This window comes from Lysinibacillus sp. S1, from assembly GCF_044986265.1.
Taxonomy (GTDB): Bacteria; Bacillota; Bacilli; order Bacillales_A; family Planococcaceae; genus Lysinibacillus; species Lysinibacillus capsici.
In genome coordinates, this window is the sequence record NZ_CP173154.1 from 366878 (window position 1) to 387871 (window position 20994).

The 20994-nt window shown below is 37.1% G+C and carries 18 protein-coding genes; 9 read left to right on the forward strand and 9 right to left on the reverse strand.

From position 1 onward, the window contains the following. Nucleotides 1–6 precede the first annotated feature (6 nt). Together ACHZEU_RS01910 and ACHZEU_RS01915 are read right to left on the reverse strand one after the other, a co-directional pair. Nucleotides 7–438: a DUF2935 domain-containing protein gene (locus ACHZEU_RS01910; RefSeq protein ID WP_066036753.1), complete on the reverse strand. Its 432-nt coding sequence runs from the start codon at nucleotides 436–438 to the stop codon at nucleotides 7–9. Nucleotides 439–507: 69 nt separating this feature from the next. Continuing rightward, entirely contained in the window at nucleotides 508–1923 is a 1416-nt protein-coding gene (locus ACHZEU_RS01915; protein WP_279495045.1) for a PLP-dependent aminotransferase family protein, read from the reverse strand. A gap of 166 nt (nucleotides 1924–2089) precedes the next feature. Here ACHZEU_RS01915 and ACHZEU_RS01920 point away from each other — a divergent pair, with 166 nt between their 5' ends. After that, entirely contained in the window at nucleotides 2090–2707 is a 618-nt protein-coding gene (locus ACHZEU_RS01920; RefSeq protein ID WP_279495044.1) for an FMN-binding negative transcriptional regulator, read from the forward strand. A 45-nt stretch (nucleotides 2708–2752) separates the two neighbouring features. Here the strand turns inward: ACHZEU_RS01920 and ACHZEU_RS01925 are convergent, their stop codons facing one another. Beyond that, entirely contained in the window at nucleotides 2753–3271 is a 519-nt protein-coding gene (locus tag ACHZEU_RS01925; RefSeq protein WP_054550151.1) for a GNAT family N-acetyltransferase, read from the reverse strand. A gap of 127 nt (nucleotides 3272–3398) precedes the next feature. Here ACHZEU_RS01925 and ACHZEU_RS01930 point away from each other — a divergent pair, with 127 nt between their 5' ends. Next, the gene (locus tag ACHZEU_RS01930) at nucleotides 3399–4001 is read left to right on the forward strand and encodes a YitT family protein (RefSeq protein WP_131520219.1); all 603 of its coding nucleotides are present in this window, start codon (nucleotides 3399–3401) and stop codon (nucleotides 3999–4001) included. A 47-nt stretch (nucleotides 4002–4048) separates the two neighbouring features. Here the strand turns inward: ACHZEU_RS01930 and ACHZEU_RS01935 are convergent, their stop codons facing one another. Further along, nucleotides 4049–4657 (reverse strand): DUF4304 domain-containing protein, encoded by a 609-nt coding sequence (locus ACHZEU_RS01935; protein WP_279495042.1) that lies wholly within the window; start codon nucleotides 4655–4657, stop codon nucleotides 4049–4051. A gap of 539 nt (nucleotides 4658–5196) precedes the next feature. Here ACHZEU_RS01935 and ACHZEU_RS01940 point away from each other — a divergent pair. Further along, nucleotides 5197–6105, forward strand: a complete 909-nt coding sequence (locus ACHZEU_RS01940; RefSeq protein WP_048392783.1) for a C40 family peptidase — start codon at nucleotides 5197–5199, stop codon at nucleotides 6103–6105. A gap of 128 nt (nucleotides 6106–6233) precedes the next feature. Here the strand turns inward: ACHZEU_RS01940 and ACHZEU_RS01945 are convergent, their stop codons facing one another. Together ACHZEU_RS01945 and ACHZEU_RS01950 are read right to left on the reverse strand one after the other, a co-directional pair. Then, a complete protein-coding gene (locus tag ACHZEU_RS01945; protein ID WP_237900835.1) occupies nucleotides 6234–7763 on the reverse strand; it encodes a DHA2 family efflux MFS transporter permease subunit in 1530 nt (509 codons plus the stop codon). A 1008-nt stretch (nucleotides 7764–8771) separates the two neighbouring features. Then, entirely contained in the window at nucleotides 8772–10202 is a 1431-nt protein-coding gene (locus ACHZEU_RS01950; RefSeq protein ID WP_279495039.1) for a PLP-dependent aminotransferase family protein, read from the reverse strand. Between the two features lie 352 nt (nucleotides 10203–10554). On the opposite strand from ACHZEU_RS01950, the gene qoxA reads away from it, so the two are divergent. From qoxA to qoxD, 4 genes are read left to right on the forward strand one after another with little or no spacing between them, the layout of a single operon-like run. Further along, nucleotides 10555–11445, forward strand: a complete 891-nt coding sequence (qoxA, locus tag ACHZEU_RS01955) for a cytochrome aa3 quinol oxidase subunit II (RefSeq protein WP_404803930.1) — start codon at nucleotides 10555–10557, stop codon at nucleotides 11443–11445. Between the two features lie 20 nt (nucleotides 11446–11465). After that, the gene (gene qoxB / locus ACHZEU_RS01960) at nucleotides 11466–13415 is read left to right on the forward strand and encodes a cytochrome aa3 quinol oxidase subunit I (protein ID WP_404803931.1); all 1950 of its coding nucleotides are present in this window, start codon (nucleotides 11466–11468) and stop codon (nucleotides 13413–13415) included. Further along, on the forward strand, nucleotides 13412–14008 hold the full coding sequence (gene qoxC, locus ACHZEU_RS01965) for a cytochrome aa3 quinol oxidase subunit III (protein ID WP_048392792.1): 597 nt from the start codon (nucleotides 13412–13414) through the stop codon (nucleotides 14006–14008). Before qoxB ends, qoxC begins: the two co-directional genes overlap by 4 nt. 1 nt (nucleotide 14009) lies before the next feature. After that, the gene (gene qoxD, locus ACHZEU_RS01970; RefSeq protein WP_036079092.1) at nucleotides 14010–14294 is read left to right on the forward strand and encodes a cytochrome aa3 quinol oxidase subunit IV; all 285 of its coding nucleotides are present in this window, start codon (nucleotides 14010–14012) and stop codon (nucleotides 14292–14294) included. Between the two features lie 386 nt (nucleotides 14295–14680). Here qoxD and ACHZEU_RS01975 read toward each other — a convergent pair whose 3' ends face one another. Then, the gene (locus ACHZEU_RS01975; RefSeq protein WP_103118130.1) at nucleotides 14681–15235 is read right to left on the reverse strand and encodes an XRE family transcriptional regulator; all 555 of its coding nucleotides are present in this window, start codon (nucleotides 15233–15235) and stop codon (nucleotides 14681–14683) included. A gap of 134 nt (nucleotides 15236–15369) precedes the next feature. On the opposite strand from ACHZEU_RS01975, the gene ACHZEU_RS01980 reads away from it, so the two are divergent. Together ACHZEU_RS01980 and ACHZEU_RS01985 are read left to right on the forward strand one after the other, a co-directional pair. Next, nucleotides 15370–16578, forward strand: a complete 1209-nt coding sequence (locus ACHZEU_RS01980) for a CynX/NimT family MFS transporter (RefSeq protein ID WP_404803932.1) — start codon at nucleotides 15370–15372, stop codon at nucleotides 16576–16578. Between the two features lie 166 nt (nucleotides 16579–16744). Next, complete coding sequence (locus tag ACHZEU_RS01985) at nucleotides 16745–17602, forward strand: PhzF family phenazine biosynthesis protein (protein ID WP_404803933.1); 858 nt, start codon at nucleotides 16745–16747, stop codon at nucleotides 17600–17602. 254 nt (nucleotides 17603–17856) lie between these two features. Here the strand turns inward: ACHZEU_RS01985 and argH are convergent, their stop codons facing one another. Both argH and ACHZEU_RS01995 read right to left on the reverse strand, forming a co-directional pair. After that, a complete protein-coding gene (argH, locus tag ACHZEU_RS01990) occupies nucleotides 17857–19179 on the reverse strand; it encodes an argininosuccinate lyase (protein ID WP_404803934.1) in 1323 nt (440 codons plus the stop codon). A 29-nt stretch (nucleotides 19180–19208) separates the two neighbouring features. Next, nucleotides 19209–20780, reverse strand: coding sequence for an APC family permease (locus ACHZEU_RS01995; protein ID WP_404803935.1), 1572 nt, complete (start codon nucleotides 20778–20780; stop codon nucleotides 19209–19211). Nucleotides 20781–20994: the final 214 nt, after the last annotated feature.

The window sequence follows — 20994 nt, forward strand, 5'->3', positions numbered from 1 at the left end:
CTAGACCTAGTATTTCTGTTGATATAAAATGGTTTGGGCAATTCCGATAAAATATTCGGATTCTACAATGATATGATTTAATACAACTTTAGCTGTAGGATTTGCGCTTATCGGTTGACTTTCTTGCATAAGCGTTCGGCAAAACTGGATAAATTGATCACTCTGTTGCAAACAGAAGGAAGTAAGCTGTAAAATATCCTGAAACAGAGCTGGAGAAACTTGTCCCTGGGAACGATTGACGGTTTCTATATATCTTACAACTTGCTGATGTGTTTGAGCAAAAGCTTTTTCCCATTCCTTTAACGCATCGACATATTGCTGCTCCAAATCTTTCACAAGCTCTCTTATTACTACTGTATGCTCCTCTTCTTGATGTTTCCAAAATTCAGCTTCATCTAATACACGTAATGGCATTTGATGGCCATAGTAAAATTGCATAAAAATCCCCTCCCACTTATCTCTATTATGTATATACAAGAAATGTGGAAATAGAACTTTGAAAGAGATTCACGTCATAGTAGAACTTTTAAACCAAGCATTGTTTAATAGCTTAATGCCTGTGTCAATCTCATCTTCCGCTAGATTAGCAAATCCAAGTAATACCTTTGCAGGCTGAACAACCAAGGGATTTGCATAAAAAATAGATGTTGGGTAGACCTTAACACCAGCCATTTTTGCTGTATCAATCAATTCCTCTTCAGTCATCTTATTATTTGGTTCAAGTAAAATATGTAAGCCACTGCTGGCTCCATAAATTTTCCCATTTTCCCCGAACGTTTGTTGAATGGACTTTAGTAATGTCTCATATCTTCGCTTATAACTATTTCGTGTTTTATTCAAGTGTCTCTCCCAATGCCCACTCTCTATAAATAGCTGTAACGTATGCTGATGGAGTCTAGACCCAGTTTGAACATAGTAATTGTTTTGATGAAATAAACCCATTAATTTTCTAGGTAATATCATATAGCTTAGCTTAATGGCTGGAATCAAAGATTTTGAAAAGGTGCCCATATAGATGACGCGATCACTTGAATCTAATCCCTGTAGTGCAGGAATTGGTTTTCCAGCATATCGAAATTCCCCATCATAATCATCCTCAATGATATAAGCATCTTCTTCCTTAGCCCACTCTAGTAATGCTAATCTTCTTGAGATAGGCATAACCGTTCCAAGGGGAAATTGATGGGAGGGTGTGACATAAACAGCCTTGATGTTATTGTTTCTTAACGGATCGATATGAATACCATGCTCGTCAAGTGGGATTGGTTTCACCTTTATACCATTATCTTTAAACAAGTAACGAACGCGATAATAACCTGGATCTTCCATAGCAAAAAGCTCATTCCGTCCAATTAGGTTACATACGATACCAAGAAGAAACTGCAAGCCTGCTCCTATAACGATTTGCTCTGCACTGCATTGCACCCCTCTTGATTCATAAAGGTAGCTTGCCATATAATTTCTTAATTCCAGCTCTCCCTGTGGATCTCCATATAAAAGGAGTTGAGCCTGTTCTTCATCAAGGCTCTGCATTGATAATTTACGCCATATTTTAAAGGGAAAATCTTTTAAATTAATATCTCCATAATTAAAATCGTACTTAATTGCTGGTCGTTCTTGTTTCTGCTGAGTCGCTAATTGTGGTTCAAAATGATGAGGGCCTCCTTGAAAATAACCTTTTTCAAGATCAACCACATATAGTCCATCTCGCTCTTTACTTATCACATAGCCCTCTGCAAGGAGCTGCTGATAAGCTGCATCTACAGTGTTGCGACTAATCTGTAAATGTTTAGCTAGACTACGCTGAGACGGCAATTTGCTTTGAGCCCTTATCTTTCCATTTTGAATTTCTGCTTTTATATAGTTATATAATTGAAGGTAAAGTGGTTCCTCATTATTCAGGTTTGGTGTCATTTCGAGCATGATTCTTGGCTCCTTTAGAAATAGCGTTGTTGGCACTTTTATGAGGTGCCAGTGATTGATTATAATAAAATCTACATCGTTGAGCAGAAAATGTAAATACGTGCCTACATAATTATTTGTTTATTCGAAAAACTCACGATGATTTTATGTATAAGGAGAGGTTTCCATGTATGTTCCTAAGTATTACAAAGTATCGGATTTAGAAGAAATCAAAGAATTTATTCAACATAATTCCTTTGCAACAATCGTTTCAATTCGAAAAGGTAAGCCTATTGCAGCCCATATACCCGTGTTGCTGAAAAAAATCGAGGATGACTTTTATCTGACAGGTCACTTAGCCTATGGTAACCCTTTATGGAAGACCTTTGAGGAAGTACAAGACATTCTCGTGATATTTAATGGTCCACATGCCTATATCTCTTCTTCGTGGTATGAGCATGAAAATGTGCCAACCTGGAATTATCAAGCTGTCCATGTATATGGAAAGGCAAGTCTGATTGAAGGAATAGCTTTAGAACAAGATTTGACTAGCTTACTTGAAAAATATGAGTCATTCCGTGAAAATCCTGTGTTGTGGGATAAACTATCTCCTGAGCTTTTGCAGCAAGAAATGAAAGGAATAAAAGGGTTTAAAATAAAGGTGGAAGAAGTGCAGGCAGCCTATAAATTAAGTCAAAATCGAAATGCTAGTGATTACGCCAACATAATAAAGGAACTTTATAAAGAGGAAAATCCACATGCTGATGCGTTAGCTGAGGCGATGAAGAAAAATAGAAGCCATTAAAATAGCAGGCAGAAATGTTGTGAATCAACGTTTCTGCCATAAAATTTAGGCAAGTGTTTTCGTCATGATAAGATCAATTTGTTCTTCATCACCCATATAAAATGAATGGGCGCCTGTTTGGACAAAGCCTATTTTCTGATAAAAACCGATGGCACTGTCATTTTTCTCCCAAACCCCTAGCCAAATGCTTTTTTTGTTTTGAGCCACAGCCTCCTCTATTGCTTTATTCATAAGGTATTTGCCAAGCCCTTTTCCTTGATATTGATGTCGAACATAAATTCTCTCCACCTCTAATGACTCATCCCCCATTAGTTCGGATTGTGCTTCGTTGACATTTACTTTTAAATAACCAGCTATTTCTTCCTCATAATAGATAAAATAGAATGCTGAATCCAAATTGGCCAATTCCTTCTCTAGCTGTTGCTTATGAAAGGCACGCTCTAAATAAGCCTTCATATTTTCAGGGGAGTTCTGGTCTTTAAATGTATCATTAAATGTTTCAATACTTATTGCTTGAAGCTGTTTTAAATCTGCGTGCTCACACTTCTCTAATTTAACAGACATTGATTCCACTCCTTTGTTGTAAACTCTTTCTGGATTTTATATTGCAAATGCAATAAAAAGAGTATATAGTCAATTTAACGCAATTTTGTTGTATTTGCAATAAAAATAGTAGGAGGAGGTCTTTTTGTTGAAATATGTCTTTTATGTAGTGGGCATTTTAATTTTAACGCTAGGTATTTCGCTCACGATTCAATCTAAACTCGGCACATCACCTTTCGATGCGCTTCTAGTAGGATTATCTAAAAATGTGGGGCTAACTGTAGGTAGTTGGGAAATCATCTTAGCTCTCCTATTAATAGGTAGTAATTCCCTATTAGCTAGACAAAGACCTGAAATTTTAGGGTTGGTTACTGCATTGATCACTGGCATAGGGATTGATATGTGGTTATTTTTATTACATGATATAGTATCCCCAGATCTTTGGTTTAGCCAAGCTGTCTGTTTTACCACTGGATTAGTTGTGGTTGGGTTAGGAACGGCAACTTATTTACATACAAATTTTGCACCAATTCCTGTAGATCGACTTACTTTGATCATCAAAGAATTAACAAGAAAAACGGTTTTCTTCTCAAGAACCCTTATTTATATTTTATTTTTAATGTTAGCTATCATTTTTAATGGCCCCATCGGTGTCGGGACATTATTAACAGTTTGCTTAGGTGGTTATATCCTCCATTTTTTTATGCCGATAACTGGAAGAATACTAGATAATATACTGAACAACTCCTAAAATATAAAACCAGATTCTCGTTCAAGAATGAGCTCTGGTTTTGATGACTAATTTTCCCCAAATTCCACACCGTATTGATTGAAAATGGCTTGGTATTTATTTTGAAAAATGGACCACCTCTGTTCGGTTCCATGCTTCTTCTGCAATGCATTATAATAGAGCTTTGCTGTTGTTACATCATTGGCTTGTAATAACAAATGAAAACTTTCTTCGCCCAAGTGCAAAAATGGCCCTGCTATATAATAATCAACAATGGATCTTGCAGAAGTCATGGTTTCATAGAAATTATGAACCTCCTCTAACCCCAGCAGCAATATTTTTGTTAATTCGTCCAAATTTGTAGTGGCTGTGATGGAAAATCGATCAGGTGCATCTTCGACAATGGAGTTAATCCTTGCTCGGAAGTGACATTCTGCTTCTTTGGGTGCTGTCACCATTTCTCTTGATTGTAGTCGTGCTAGCTCTGCCGCGTATATCCCACAGTTCACATAAAACATCATAGTATCGACTGTATTACCAGAAGATTTTTGGAAATTGATCAGATAGATAAGGTTTTCGGTTTTTCGATAGAAATTCAATCCTTTCTTTTTAAAGCCTAGCTTGATTAGAAATGGCTTGATGTCCTGTTTTATTAATTCATTAAAAATTTGCTGCAATGGAATACCTCCTTCTCGTTTAGTATTCATTCGATTTATGTTTCCTTATTATTTCATTAGCTCGCAGCTGTATTTCTTCATGTTGAACCTACTTATTTTATTATAGTTTAACGTATCCATTGTTCAAAAACATAAATTAAGGCTAACTTTTCCTATCTAACAGTAAACGACTTTGCAGTTACGGGAGCTACATAAAAGCAGAATTTTCTACCACTATCCTTAGTGTCATAACGTAGTATCACCTAAAAATAATAATGTTTAAATAACCGTTATGATGGAAAGCCACTATTACAATAACGATTTTTCAATTGGATAAAACGTTTAAATTAACACTTATGTCCCTATAAATCCATTAATTTCATATATTTTTAGTAAAATTGCCCATTATTATTGCAAAAGTTTTACACAATTAAAATTAAGGTTTCAATTTTGGTGATTAGGGGTAATTGGTAATATTATTGAAAAATAACTCTGCCCTATTTCATGCTATTCTTACTTTAGTTCAAAGGCGAAAGCTTTTTGAAAGGAGTAAGATTGATTTGAAGAAAAAATGGTTACTACCCATTTTCGCATCGTTTATGTTCTTTACAGGTATGGGTATTCATGATGCGAAAGCGGCAACAATAGCAGATATAACAAATACAGCCAAAGCATATATTGGAGCTCCTTATAAATATGGAGGAACGGATATTAAGACAGGTGTGGATTGCTCTGCATATACACAGTTAGTTTTTTCTAAGCTAGGCATTTCATTAGAGCGTACATCTAAAGCTCAATACCAACAAGGTACTTCGATCGCAAAAGACAATTTAAAAACGGGTGATCTCGTATTTTTTAATACATCTGGAAGCGGTGTTTCACACGTTGGTATATACATAGGTGACAATAATTTTATCTCAGCTACTACAAGTTCTGGGGTTAAGGTAGATACAGTGAATGACCCATACTATTGGGGTTCACGTTATGTAGGAGCAAAACGTATTGCCAACTTCTCTGATTATGGAGAAGTAAAAGATGCGGAAATTGACTTTAGCATATATGCATCGCGTGGTGAGGTAGCTCTTCGATTAGCTAATAAATTACATTTAGATACGAGTAATACGAATTCAAGTTTCCCAGATATTAAGCCTTCGTCTAAATATGCAGGTGCTGCAGAGGCACTTAAAAAAATTGGCGTTTTTACGGGTGATGATAATGGAAAGTTCAATCCTGGTTCTCCAATGACACGTGGCCAACTATCTAAAGTCTTAGTGGAAGCATTTCATTTAACACAGCAAGGAACAGCTGAACAATTTATTGATGTTCCAGGCTCACATTGGGCAAATAATTATGTAGGGATCCTTGCTTCGAATAAAGTAACCGTAGGTAAAGGTGACGGCACATTCGGTGTGAACGACAATGTCACATTGGTCCAATTAGAAGCCTTTATCCAACGATTAGCTCAATAACTACTAGAATAGGTATTTCATCTATAGATGAAATGCCTTTTTTTAGTCTTACTAGGTTTCCCCACCTCTATATAAAATTTCTTAAGAAAAAACGGGCGTTGCTAAACTGAAGCAACACCCGTCTACTATTATTCCTCTACCTGTTTTCCAGCAACTTCCCCACCTGTGTGATTATCATAGTTAGGCTTAACTCGCTTTATAAAGAAGGCAAGTATGAGTGCGATGGCCGCAATCAATGTGGAAAGGAAGAACGTATAATTGATGCCATGCAGCATGGCTTCGTTTAAGATTTGCTGTTTTACTTCGCTGGCAGACTGTGTCGTAGCCTGTGCTGCATTGGCACTCATATTGTTCATCGCACCTGCAGCCAGTTCCTCTGCCTTGGCAGTTGTTTTATTGTTCATAATCGTAATCAGCACCGCAGAACCAATCGCACCAGAAACCTGTTGTAATGTGTTGTTCATAGCTGTACCGTGTGGATTATTGTGTGCTGGTAGCTGATTTAAACCATTTGTCATCACGGGCATCATTACCATAGACATCCCAAACATACGTAATGTATACAGCAGCACCAATGTCGAATAAGCTGTATCCATGCTAATTTTACTGAAGTAATATGTCGTAACAATGGTAATGATCAAGCCAAATACAGCCAAGCTTCTTGCCCCGTATTTATCAAAGAGCTTCCCTGTAATCGGAGACATAATTCCCATCACTATGGCACCAGGCAGCATGAGTAGACCTGAATCCATTGGGGAAATACCACGAATGGTTTGTACGTAAATAGGCATTAAAATCATAGCCGAGAACATCGCCACCGAAATAACGATGGAGATGGCTGAGGATAAGGCAAACATTGGATATTTGAAAATCCGAAACTCAAGCATGGGCTCATCCATTCGTAGCTGACGAAGGGTAAACGTAATTAAAGCAATTGTCCCAATAATAATTGTTCCATATACAAGGATATGATCCCATCCTTTTTCACCTGCGGAACTAAAGCCATAAAGCAAGCCGCCAAATCCAATGCTTGATAGAATAAGAGAAATCACATCGAGCTTAATGGCACGTTGTGGTGTCACATCCTTTAATTTAAAGGCTGCAAAAATTAAAGTTAAAATGGCAATTGGTAGCACAAGATCAAATAACATTCTCCAGCTATAATGCTCGATTATCCAACCAGAAAGCGTCGGCCCGATCGCTGGAGCTGTAATCATGACAAGACCGAACATCCCCATTGCAGCTCCTCGCTTTTCAACTGGAAATGCAGTTAGCATCACATTCATTAATAAAGGCATCATGATTGCTGAGCCTGCAGCTTGGATCATACGTGCTGCTAATAACACACCAAATGCAGGTGCAATACTAGCTAGAAATGTACCTAATGTAAACAGAGCCATCGCTGTAATAAATAATTTTTTATCTGTAAATCGTTGAATGAAGAATGCACTGGCAGGAATTAAAATACCGTTAATTAGCATATAGCCTGTTGAAAGCCATTGTACTGCAGTGGCTTTCACATCGAATTCGTCCATAATGGCTGGTAGTGCAATGTTGAGTAAGGTCTCATTTAAAATAGCAACAAAGGCCCCGATAAATAAAATGGCAATCATGCCATAAGGCGCTTTTGTCTCAACTGAAATGGTTTTCTCTGACATATAGTATCAGTCCTACTTTCTTTATCTTTTTCAATTTCATTCACATGTTTAGGAAGCCATTTGATTGTCTCAAACAATGGAGCTTCTTCGTGTGTTTGTTCCCCCAATCTGCTGATTTCATCGCAACCACCCCTCAAAAAAATTAAAATTAAAATTGTTGACGACACAATAGATTGTATTGTATAATTAAAATAGGGATAATGCGCGGTATAATAATTATACAGTGTCTATCTCTATAAATTTATCACAAGACTATACATATTTCAATGTATTTCTCATAAATTTTTTCCCAAAAAGTCGATCCCTGAACTACAGGAATGCGACTTTTTTTGTTGTCGTTATTTTTTAAATATTCCTTCCCTAGTGTTAATTCATAATGTAGTGGCGGCTTCTTGTAAGTGTAGCGGCGATTATGCAAAACACTAATGATAGCTCCACCAAATTGTCTTCTTGCACTACTCAACTACTTTTAATGAAAAAAAGCAGCCACCTAGTATCGATTGAATATCGAGACTAAGTGGCTGGATGGTGTTTTTTTAACTAAGATTTAAGTGTCCGTATAGAAGGGGTGCCTATTTCCCCACTATACCTTTGTGGGAATTAAAATATAATAAGGTGTGACTGCCTTGATGTTTTCTCATCAGCAGCCTAAAGCTAACGATTGAGACTGTTTGAACAGGTAAAACTGAGAAAACCAACGATACTTGTTGTGAATTTTTTAAATCTCTTGATTAAAGTGTTTGCCTATTTTTATAGCGAATCAAGTGAACTACCTCTTCACTGATATCTTTCTCTTGCTACTAATAGGTTTGTCCTATCACCTTCCAGATCATAAAAAATTTCATTACTTGTGTGAATAATTGTGAATCAATCCACACTGCCATGATAGTAGTTAGCCTTGATGGATAGTTGTTATCCATGACTCTATCTTAAATACTTTCTAGCGAATTTAAACCATCCACTTAAGCACTTTCTTAGCCATCCACTTGGCTATAATTTACAAAATTACTAGAAGCTATTTAGAGCTTGTGCAAACCTTTTAATCCCCTCATTGATTGAATGAACATCCTCCCTCGCATAAGTGAAGCGTACAAAACCCTTTTTGGAGCCCATCGTAGATCCAGGAACATAAATGACGCCTCGCTTAATGGATTCCTCAAGTAATTGCGTTTCGTTATATTCCTTGAGAACATGACACCATAAATGTATCCCACCTTGAGGAATGGAAAACGTCACTTCGTCCTTTAAATACATATTGAGGCTCTGTACAATGGTATCTCGTCGTGTTTCTAATTCCTTCACTAAATGCTTAATATGCAAATTAAAATTAGGGGATTCTAAAAAATCATTGGCAATCCATTGCGTGAAACTAGAATGCCCAAAGTCAATTTGTTGCTTGGCATCGGATAGTCGTTCGATTACAGATGTAGGACCAACAATCCATCCGATTCGTAAGCCTGAGGCTACAATTTTGGACAAAGAGCTAATATATAAAACATTCCCGTTCTTATCGAGCGATTTAAGCGTAGGCATTTTATCCCCCGAAAAAGCTGTTAGGCTATAGGGGTCATCTTCTACTACTGGTATACCTAGTTTAGAGGATATGTCTAGAATAGCTTCTCTTTTCTTTAAATCTAAGGAAGATCCCGTAGGATTATGAAAATCAGGATTTAGAAAAATCATTTTTATTCGATGTTTTTTATATAATACTTGCAAATCATCCGGGTTAATGCCATCCTTATTGACAGGAAGATAATGGATTTGTAAGCCTGCTGTTTTAAATATAGGCAGATTAAAGTTGTAAGAAGGATCTTCTATGGCGACTGCATCTCCAGGTTTTAACAGGCATTGGACAATCAAATGTAGGGCTTGCTGTGCTCCTGAAGTAATCAGTATGGAGGAAGGCTTTGTCTCAATTCCTCTGCTTTTTTTAATATGCCGTGAAAGAGTTGTCCGTAATATGTCACTCCCTAAAGGATGGTCATACCCAAGGCTACCGATAAATGAACGCGTTGCGGTAATTTCTCTCAAGGCGCTTTTGGGAAAAAGATCCTCGGATAATTCGCCAGTAGCTAGATTAATTAATTTATGTTCAATAGCCTCTTTTCTAATTTTTTGGGTAACAGGAAGGTTCGGTAAAAAGGAACCTGCCTCAATATAGCGATTCCAGCTAGGAATTCGTTTCCTCGTAATGCCCCAGATGTCTTTGCTAATGGTTGTGCCACTTCCACGATTTCGTTCAATCAGCCCCATTGCTTCCAATTCATCGTATGCATTAACTACCGTACTTCTGTTTACACTCAAAGCGTTTGCTAAATAGCGCTCAGATGGTAAGGGTTTATCGGGCGGGAATGTCCCATCTGCAATCCCCTTTTCAATGTATTCTGCGAGCTGCTTATAAATCGCTTTTTTTACTGTTCGATCAGGTTTCCAATCCATGTTTACTCACCTCAGTTATGCCTTATCCTTTCTTAGCTCTAGTAAATAAGCTAAAAAGACAATCATACTATAACAATATTTGAAACTAACCATCCATTTCCTTATTAATTTTACCATCCYCTTTCAATTTCAATCCATTTTTTTTGATAAAAGCCCTTATTTGATGCGCATTTCCCTCTATAAAATTATACTGAAATTATTTTTCTCGTTTGAGAACATTCTGTGTTATCTTGGAAAACGCCTTGTCTTTCAAAAGAAGTCCCCCTATTATAAAAATCAATTGTGAATCGAATTCCATACAAACCCGTAGTAGCCTATAGCACTTCAATGAAACAGTTAAAGGGGTTTGTTTATGAAAAAAAGTTGGCTCAGATTAATTGGTCTTTCCACTATTGTCACTATGCTAACAGGCTGTGACCCATTGTTARYMTTAGATCCAAAAGGACCTCAAGCTCAAGTGCAAGCCAAAGATATTATGCTTTCGATAGGGATTATGTCCTTTATCGTACTCATTGTTTTTGTGTTGTTAGCTTATATGTTAGTGAAATTTCGTGCATCTAAGCAAAGCCCTGACTATAAGCCTCCCCACATTAAAGGGAGTACAAAGGTGGAAATCATTTGTGTAGGTATACCCGTTTTAATTGTAGCGTACCTATCCTTTATTTCTGTTGAAAGTAACTATAAGGTGGAATCTACACCAGAGAAATACAAACAGGAAGAGCCGTTAATCATTTATGCTTCAACATCGAACTGGAAATGGCATTTTAGCTATCCAGAGGAAGATATTGAAACGGTGAATTATTTGTATATTCCTGCAGAGCGTCCTATCGAATTTAAACTTTATTCTTACGGACCAATTACAAGTTTCTGGATTCCTCAACTGGGTGGTCAAAAATATGCAATGGCCGATATGGTGAATACATTGCATCTGGCTGCGGATCTACCTGGGGAGTATATGGGGAGAAATGCAAACTTTAATGGTAAAGGGTTCGCTGAAAATACGTTTAACGTAACAGCAGTGACTCAGGATGAGTTTGATGATTGGGTGAAGGAAGTAAAAGCAACAGCTGAACCATTAACAGAAGAAAAATTTAATACGTTGCTAGAACCAGGACACGTTGGCCAATCAACCTACACTGGTACACATTTAACATTCCTGCCAGCCCCTGAGGGTGAGAATGGTGGACATCAGCATGGCACATCACACATTAAAGATCATGCTTCTCAACAAAACGATCATTAATTAAAAGGAGACATAGTCATATGGAGTACTTCGAACGATTTGCTATACCCCATCCAAGCCCAGCTATCTATGCATCGATGGTTGCGATTGGACTGACGGTGATAGCAATTATAGTTGGCTTAACCTACTTTAAAAAATGGGGCTACCTTTGGCGTGAATGGTTAACAACCGTTGATCATAAACGTATTGGTATTATGTATCTAATTTCTGCCCTTCTGATGCTTTTCCGTGGTGGAGCAGATGCGATTATGATGCGCGCCCAAATGGCTGTACCTGACAATACATTACTTGATGCGCAGCATTATAATGAAATCTTCACAACACATGGAACAGTCATGATTATTTTTATGGCCATGCCTTTTATTATGGCCTTTATGAATTATATTGTGCCCTTACAAATCGGTGCAAGAGACGTTGCTTTCCCGCGATTGAATGCACTAAGCTTTTGGCTATTTTTCATGGGGGCCATGCTACTAAATATATCCTTTGTTATAGGTGGCTCCCCTGATGCTGGCTGGACGAATTATTTCCCTCTAGCAAATAATGAATTTAGCCAATCTGTAGGAACAAACTATTATTTATTTGCCTTACAGATTTCAGGTCTTGGCACATTAATTACTGGTATTAATATGATTGTGACGATACTTAAAATGAGAGCACCAGGCATGACACTTATGAAAATGCCGATGTTTACGTGGTCTTCATTAGTAGCAAACGTAATTATCGTTTTTGCCTTTCCGGTTTTAACGGTTGCCTTAACGATGGGAACTTTTGACCGACTATTTGCTACTAATTTTTTCACAACATCCGATGGTGGTATGGATATGCTGTGGGCAAACTTTTTCTGGGTCTGGGGGCATCCTGAGGTTTATATCCTGATTTTACCTGCCTTTGGGCTGTCTATTGATACTATCTCTACGCTGCCAAGACGCAATCTCTATGGCTATAAATCAATGGTCSGCTCCATGGTAATCATTTCCTTCCTTTCGTTTTTAGTATGGACACATCATTTCTTTACGATGGGACAAGGTGCTTTAACAAATAGTATTTTCTCGATTACAACGATGGCTATTGCCGTCCCAACTGGGGTTAAAATTTTTAACTGGTTATTCACCCTTTGGAAAGGAAAAATTGTTTTTACAACGCCAATGCTTTACTCCATGTTATTTATTCCTACCTTTACAATAGGTGGCGTAACGGGTGTAATGCTTGGCATGTCAGCCGCTGACTATCAATACCATAACACAATGTTCTTGGTTGCCCACTTCCATATGGTGATTATTCCTGGTGTTGTCTTTGCTATGCTAGCTGGCTTACATTACTATTGGCCAAAAATGTTTGGCTTTATGTTGAATGAAAAAATCGGCAAGTGGACGGCTTGGATTATTGCCGTCAGTACGCTGCTAGCCTTTATGCCAATGTTTGTCTCTGGCTTAGATGGACAAGCACGCCGTATGTACACTTATTCTGCCTCTACTGGTTTCGGGCTGTGGAATATGATTTCGTTTATCGGTGCAATTGGCTTAACAATTGGTTTTATCTTAATTGTTTACAATGTTATTTACAGTATTCGTTATTCACCAAGGAATGTTGGGTCGGATCCATGGGACGCTCGCACATTAGAGTGGGCTACACCAAGCCCTGTGCCTTATTATAATTTTGCCAAGGTTCCACACGTGATTTCAACAGAAGCGTTATGGGATGCAAAATATCATCAGCATGAACTGTTCCCAGAGCCATATGAAAAGATTCATATGCCGAATAATAGCGGTGTACCTTTCATATTAGGCTGTATTTTCTTTGCATGGGGCTTCTCCTTTGTTTTTGGTATGTGGATACCAACAATTCTCACAACCATTGGTATTTTTATCTGCATGGCTCACCGTTCATTGGAAAAAGATCCAGGACACTATGTACCTGTCGAAAAAGTGAAAGCAACGGAATCGAAATTGCGAGGTAGTCAATTATGAAAATCGATCAATCACTTCCTTTAGAATATAGTACTCAGCAAAATCAATTGAATATATTAGGCTTCTGGGTGTTTATTGGTGCTGAAATTATGCTTTTCGGCACATTATTCGCAGGTTATTTTGTTTTAGTAGACCGTACTGGGAATGGTCCAACAGGAGCGGAGATTTTTGAAATTACACCTGTTTTATTTGAAACGTTTATTCTTTTAACAAGTAGCTTTACCATTGGCTTAGGTATACATGCTATGCGTAAGGGCTATACGAAAGCAATGATATGGTTTTATGTTTTGACATTAGTACTCGGTGTCGTATTTATTGGTTTTGAAGTTTACGAGTTTATGCACTATATTCATGTTGGTGCGAGCTTACAGACGAGTGCCTTTACGGCTGCCCTTTTAACAACATTAGGAACACATGGTGCACACGTTACCTTTGGGGTATTTTGGGGAATGTTCATCGTCTATCAGCTCATCCAACGTGGTTTAACACCAGAAACAGCCAATAAATCGTTTATCTTCTCTTTATACTGGCACTTTTTAGATGTGGTCTGGATTTTTATTTTCAGCTTCATTTACTTGAAAGGAATGGTGTAACATGAGTGATTTATTCCCGATGAAGCAAGTCATGGGGTTTGGTGTGTCCATAATCCTTACGATCATTGCGGCATGTGTATATTTTTTCAATCTATCTTTTCCAATTACCATGACTATTTTATTAGTCACAGCATTTATTCAGGCAGGCTTGCAGTTAGTTGTCTTTATGCATGCTGGTGAAACAAATGATAAACCAGCCATCTATACCAATATTTATTATGGCTTAATCATTGCGCTCGTGACCATTTTCGGAACATTATTATGTATGATTTGGGGTTATATCTAAATAGAAAAAAATCGTCCTTACTTAACTTAGTAAGGACGATTTTTGTATGGAAACGCATGATATATAGTCAAAAGACAATGAGGGTAAACAACAATTCTTTGAAATTTTCACCATCAAAGTAAGAGTCCACACTTTCATTCATTGTGATATCAAGTAATCATTGTGAGATTGATTGAATGGGATAAATATAGGATTGCCTTTATCAATGTTTATTTTTATAATGCCAATTTTATCGATTTCTTCTTTTAAATGATTGGCGTATAGCACATCCTTTACAAGCTTTTATTGATATTCATGAAAATAATAAACAATGATGAAATCGATAATCAGAATTATTTTTTCCTCCCCAAAATAGGATCATCTTCTGCTTGATTATTGTAGAACAATCATGGGGTTGTATATGTTAATGACAGCATTAAATGTACTTTTTCATCCGAGTGATTGATATACGTGTGAAGTTCTTCACCCTTGAATTTAATGACATCCCATTGGTTTAGCTGATGGGTTTTCTCTCCGACCTTTAGCTCCAATTGCCCATTTAATACAAGCACAATTTCCTCGGAACCTGCTAGGTGACACTCGCTGTATTCACTATTCGGTTCAAGACGACCTCTAAACCACTCAGTTCCATTTGCTTTGAATAATGGATCAACAAACCAGTCGTTATTATGACCTGCGAATTGGTAGTCTGAGCCAAAACGATGAACCTCTATATTTTCTTCAAAAGATAGTAAAGCGACAAGCGGAATATTAAGCCCTCTACAAATTTTCCAAAGAATATTGACAGTCGGATTCGTTTCCCCTCGTTCAATTTTCCCTAACGTCAATTTACTAACATTGCTGACATTCGCCAGCTCCTCTAAACTCATCCTTTTGCTTTTTCGAATTTCCCGTAAATTTCCTCCAACTTGKCCAGATAAGTCGATATTTTCCTCCTGCATTCTGCGCACCCCTCCCATTGACTTTGTATAAATAGTATATTATAGTATACAAGTCGATTAATTATAGTTTATTTTTTTAATTTAAAAGTTAACTATAGTATATCAAATAATAACTAAAAGAGGTGWTTTCAGTAATGGCGAAATCAAAAAACTTTCCGATTATTTGGAGCGTTTTTTCTTTGTTTATACTATCTATGAATTTACGAGCTTCGATCACATCTATCTCGCCGGTATTGAAAAATATTCAAATGGATTTGCAGATGACAAGTGTTGTTGTAAGTTTATTAACAGCACTTCCCGTATTTTGTATGGGGATTTTTGCACCATTGGCTGGCAAGCTAAGTGAACGATGGGGTATCGAATGGACGATTGGGTTATCCGTTTTATTAATTGGTGTATCAACAGCTTTACGGCTAGTGGCAACTTTTCCTTTATTTTTATTAGTAACAGCTATTCTTAGTGGGATAGGTATTGCTATTACAGGTCCACTGATTTCAGGCTATATCAAAAAGGAATTTCCTAAATATTCTTCTACGATGATCGGTGTATATTCTGCGGGTATGGGAATTGGAGCGTCATTAAGTGCTGGTTTAGTTGTGCCTGCTATGCATGCTTTTCATCAATCATGGAACGCAGCTTTAGCAATATGGTCGGTATTTGCTTTTATGGGTATTATTGTTTGGATTCCAATTATCAAAAAATCCAAGCAAACTCAAGAGTCATTAGAGAAATCTACAGGTCAAAAAAGTCGACTACCTTGGGGAAACCGATATGTTTGGCTCCTTATGGTCATGTTCGGTTTACAATCTGGCGTTTATTATTCCCTCGCGACATGCCTCGCTCCAAAAGTACAGGATATGGGATATAGTGACGCTTACGCTGCAACAACGGTCACTATTTTTTCTGTCATGCAAATGATTTGTAGCTTTATCATCCCCATCTTAATAAATAATAGTTTCAAGAGAAAGCCTTGGATGCTACTTTGTGCTTCAAGCTCCTTTATTGGCATTTTGATGTTAATTATGGGCGGCATCTCGCCAATTTTCTGTGCGACGTTGACAGGGATCGGTGCTGGTGGTTTATTCCCGTTAGCAATGATTTTACCTTTAGATGCTACGACTACACCAAAAGAGGCAAGTGAATGGACAGCGATGATTCAATTCGGTGGCTATATCATTAGCGGCATCATTCCTATGCTTGTTGGTGTCATCAAARATATGACGAATACATTTGACGTCGCCCTTTTCACCTTATTATTGATCATCATCATTATCATGGGTCTGACGTTAAAGGTTAAAACAAAGACGAAATCAGCTACTATTCGCGTTCTTCCTAGTAGATGAAGTAAGGCGTCTTTAAACCGTGTTTCAAACAGTAGACATTCTATTTTTGAAGATGTCAGATGCTAAAATAGTTTGTCTCTTGCTTTTTAGCAAATTTACCCAACAACATTTTTACGTAGTTCTTTTTATGCTACAATTCACTATAAATGAGGAAGGAAGATGTTTTATGAAAATATCCGTTTATGTTGCAAGTGCATTTAGCAAGGATCATCAAGGCGGGAATAAAGCAGGAGTGGTATTTAATGAGGATACATTGACCACTACTCAAAAAATGGCAATAGCCAAAGAATTGGGCTATGCGGAAACCGCATTTATATCAGCATCGGAAATGGCTGATTATAAATTTGAGTATTTTACACCTAAGGAAGAAGTAGATTTATGTGGACATGCCACAATAGGCGCTTTCACGATACTGATGCATTTAAATAAACTTTTCAAAGATCGCTATACGATTGAAACAAACAGCGGTGTTCTTACTATTACCATAAAAGATGACATCATTTTCATGGAACAAAACAAACCGATATTCTATGATGTTATATCTCCAAACGAGTTTATCGACTGTTTTGACATTAAAGATATAGACAATAAATACCCAATTCAAATTGTTTCCACGGGCTTAAAAGATATTTTAATTCCGATAACAAGCGAAACACAATTACATGCACTGCAACCTAATTTTGACAAGATTAAAGAAATCAGCGAGTATTATGAWGTTGTGRGGATGCATGTATATACGTTTAATGACGATCGAATCATATGCAGAAATTTTGCTCCACTATACGACATCAATGAAGAAGCAGCGACTGGAACTTCAAACGGTGCATTAGCTTGCTACCTTTATGAACAGCATCACTTGCAAAAAGAAATCTATGTATTTGAACAAGGTTATTCTTTACATTCGCCTTCCGAAATATTAGTGAAATTAGCAACCAATAGCAAGAATGAAATAGAAAAAGTTTATGTTGGCGGCAAAGGCTATTACTGTGAAACAAAATATTTAAATGTAGAAGATATGGTGTGAACAATTAATTTCTCAACCTCAGACTGTAGATTTTTTGAATTTTAATTTAAAAATAGAAAAATAGATAAAAAGACAAACACATTTTTATAATTGAACAATGTGTTTGTCTTCAATTTCTGCTACCTTTTATGAGCTTGTGGGACGTAACCGATTCGTTTCCATTGCTTAAGTGGTACATCCTCAATGAATGCCTTGCCTTTTTTCCACCCTAGAAGCCCGTCATGCATTTCAACAAAGTCGTTTTCCCTGCTTCATTATAATAATAAACCTACTTTAATCCCCTTATTTAAAATATTTTGATAGTCAATATAGTCATAGATATCGTCATCGATGAACGAACTTAATTCTTTCAATTCATCCATTGTTAAATCTTCAATGGCTTTGTCATGATCTTCACAATAAATAACGATGGAACCCACGATGCTGTGTGCATCTCTGAACGCAACGCCTTTGCTCACTAAATAATCAGCGACCTCTGTTGCATTCAGAAAACCTCCTTTGACTGCTTTTTTCATGTTTTCACTGTTCACCTTCATCGTAGCAATCATTTTTGACATAATTTGTAGACAAGATAATACGGTGTCCAATGCATCKAAAMATGGMTSMTTATMTTCTTGCATATCTTTATTGTAAGCAAGTGGTAAGCCCTTTTTTGTTTTCAAGAGGGAAGTCAGTGAACCATATACACGTCCTGTTTTGCCTCGTATCAGCTCAGCGGCATCAGGGTTTTTCTTCTGTGGCATAATACTGCTGCCAGTAGAATAGGCATCATCAATCGTAATAAATCTAAACTCTTGACTACTCCACAAAATAAGCTCTTCACTTAATCTACTTAAATGCATCATAATGATTGAAAAATCTGACATTAACTCTAATAAATAGTCGCGATCACTTACTCCATCTAAGAAATTATCTACAGGCTTAGAGAAGCCTAGCTCAATAGYTGTCATCTCACGGTTAATCGCATGAGTAGTTCCTGCTAATGCTCCACATCCAAGCGGGCTTTCGTTCATAATTTCTATCGCTTTCACAATTCTTTTTTTATCGCGGTTTAACATATGATAATAAGCCATCAAATGATGTTGAAACGTTACAACCTGCGCACGTTGAAGATGTGTGTATCCTGGCATCATAACGTTATTGTCTTTTGCTTTTTGTTCTAAGCTCTGTTGTAACGCTTCAATTGAGGCAATCACCTCAAACGCCTTGTTTTTTGCATAAAGTCTAATATCTGTTGCTACTTGGTCATTACGACTTCTCGCTGTATGAAGTTTTTTCCCTGTGTCACCGATCCVTTGAGTVAAATTCRACBCTACGAAACTATGAATATCTTCATAATTTCCTTCAATTTGTAATGTGCCATTATCAATATCCTCTAAAATGGAAAGAAGTGCATTCTCAATATCTTGTCCTTCCCTCTCAGTCAATAAATTGCATTGTACTAGCATATGGACATGGGCAATACTGCCTTTAATATCTTCTTTGTAAAGTCTTTGATCCACCTTTAATGAACTATTGAAATCTTCCATTAATTTGTTTTCTTCTTTTCTAAAGCGACCGCCCCAAAGCTTCATCATTCATTCTCCTTCAATCAATCTATTAAACGTTATGATATTTCAGAAATGCTTTCCTGTAATTCCTCAATATTTCCTCTTTTACGCATATACCAGACACCATTGTAAACAGCAAAATAGTAAAAGGCTAAGCCAAATATAGCGACAATTACGGACATATAAGGGTCAGGAATGATACCTTTCCCACCGAAATTCCCTAAGAAAGACATCAATACAAGCATTAAAATATAAATAATAATGTAGATACCACCAAAAAATTCAACTGATTGGTGTTTTTGAATAAAGAAAATTACTAAATAACAAACAATACCTATTATTAATCCAGTAATGGCTAGCTGTWCCTTACTCCAATTTGTCCAATAAATAAGCAGTGTGGCAAAAACGAATGCCATTGGCGCAATGAATTGCATACCAGGTAGCCCATTATTTTTTGTCAGMCCTACTCTACGGAAAACCATAACCGTTACACATGCTGAAGCATATTTAAAAATACCGATAGCTCCTACAATCGCAACGATAGCTGTCCAGCKTTTSAGTGGGAATAAAAATAATAATCCTACTAGGAAATTGAGTGCAAGTGCACGTGTTGGAACACCGAATTTTTTATTAATTGTTCCAAAATAAGATGGTAGGAATCCACTTTTCGCCATACCAAATACATGTCTTGACGTACCAGCTGTATAAGTAAGAGCTGAACCTGTTGGCGAAACCATCGCATCAGCTGTAATAATCCAAGATAGCCAAACCATATTAGCCATCATTGCTAAATTAGCAAATGGTGAATCAAATTTAATGCCACTCCAACCATTCGCTAACATTTCTGTTGGAACTGCGCCGATAAATGTAATTTGAAGTAACACATATAATACTGCCGCAACACCTAATGATGTAATGAGGGCAAGTGGAATATTTCTTCTAGGGTTCACAACTTCCCCACTCATCATGATGACGTTGCCAAACCCAGTATAAGCAAAAAATATTCCGGTTGTTAAAATGGCACTTAAACCAGCGCTATAGCCATTTGGTGCAAATCCTTGGCTTGAAAAATTCTCTGGATGAAAGCCTGTCATAAAAAATGCAATGATTGTTAGTACAGGGACTATAAACTTAATTGTTGTAATGATATTGTTCGTGACTGCGAATAATTTCACCCCAAAATAATTGAAAACAACAAAGAATATCATTAAAACCATCGCTGCAAGAATACCTGATGTTGTCAGTTGTTCTTTTCCTACATCATATAACCCTGGCCAAAACTGATTGGCAKATKGAATAACACCTGATGATTCTACGGGAGCTGTAGCACAATAGCCAAACCAGATTGAATAACTAGTAACGGTAGCAAGCATTTTTCCGTGAGAATAAAGCGGATATCTTGCTAGGCCCCCTGTTTCAGGTTTTACTCTTCCTAATTCAGCATAAACAAGCGCTATGAGTGTGATAACAAACGCACCAATAATCCAAGAAAGTATGGCTGCCGGGCCTGCTAATTTAGCAGCTACCCATGGTCCAAAGAGCCAACTAGATCCTATTATTCCCCCTAGAGATAATGTTGTAAGTGACCAAAACCCCATTTTCTTTTTCAAATATTGTTCTTGACTCATGAATGTTCCCCTCTCTGAAAAGAGAATATTGGTATGACCCTTTTAATTTGGACGCTTCAATAAAATGACGTTTTGACAGAAAAAATTTACATATTTTACTCTGCAGTGCAATGTAGTGTAGGTGACTAATATAGATTGTGCTCCTTTCTAGATGATGAAACATTGCACACATTTTTCATGCACCATTAATTAAAGGTTATTAAAAGGTGTTTAC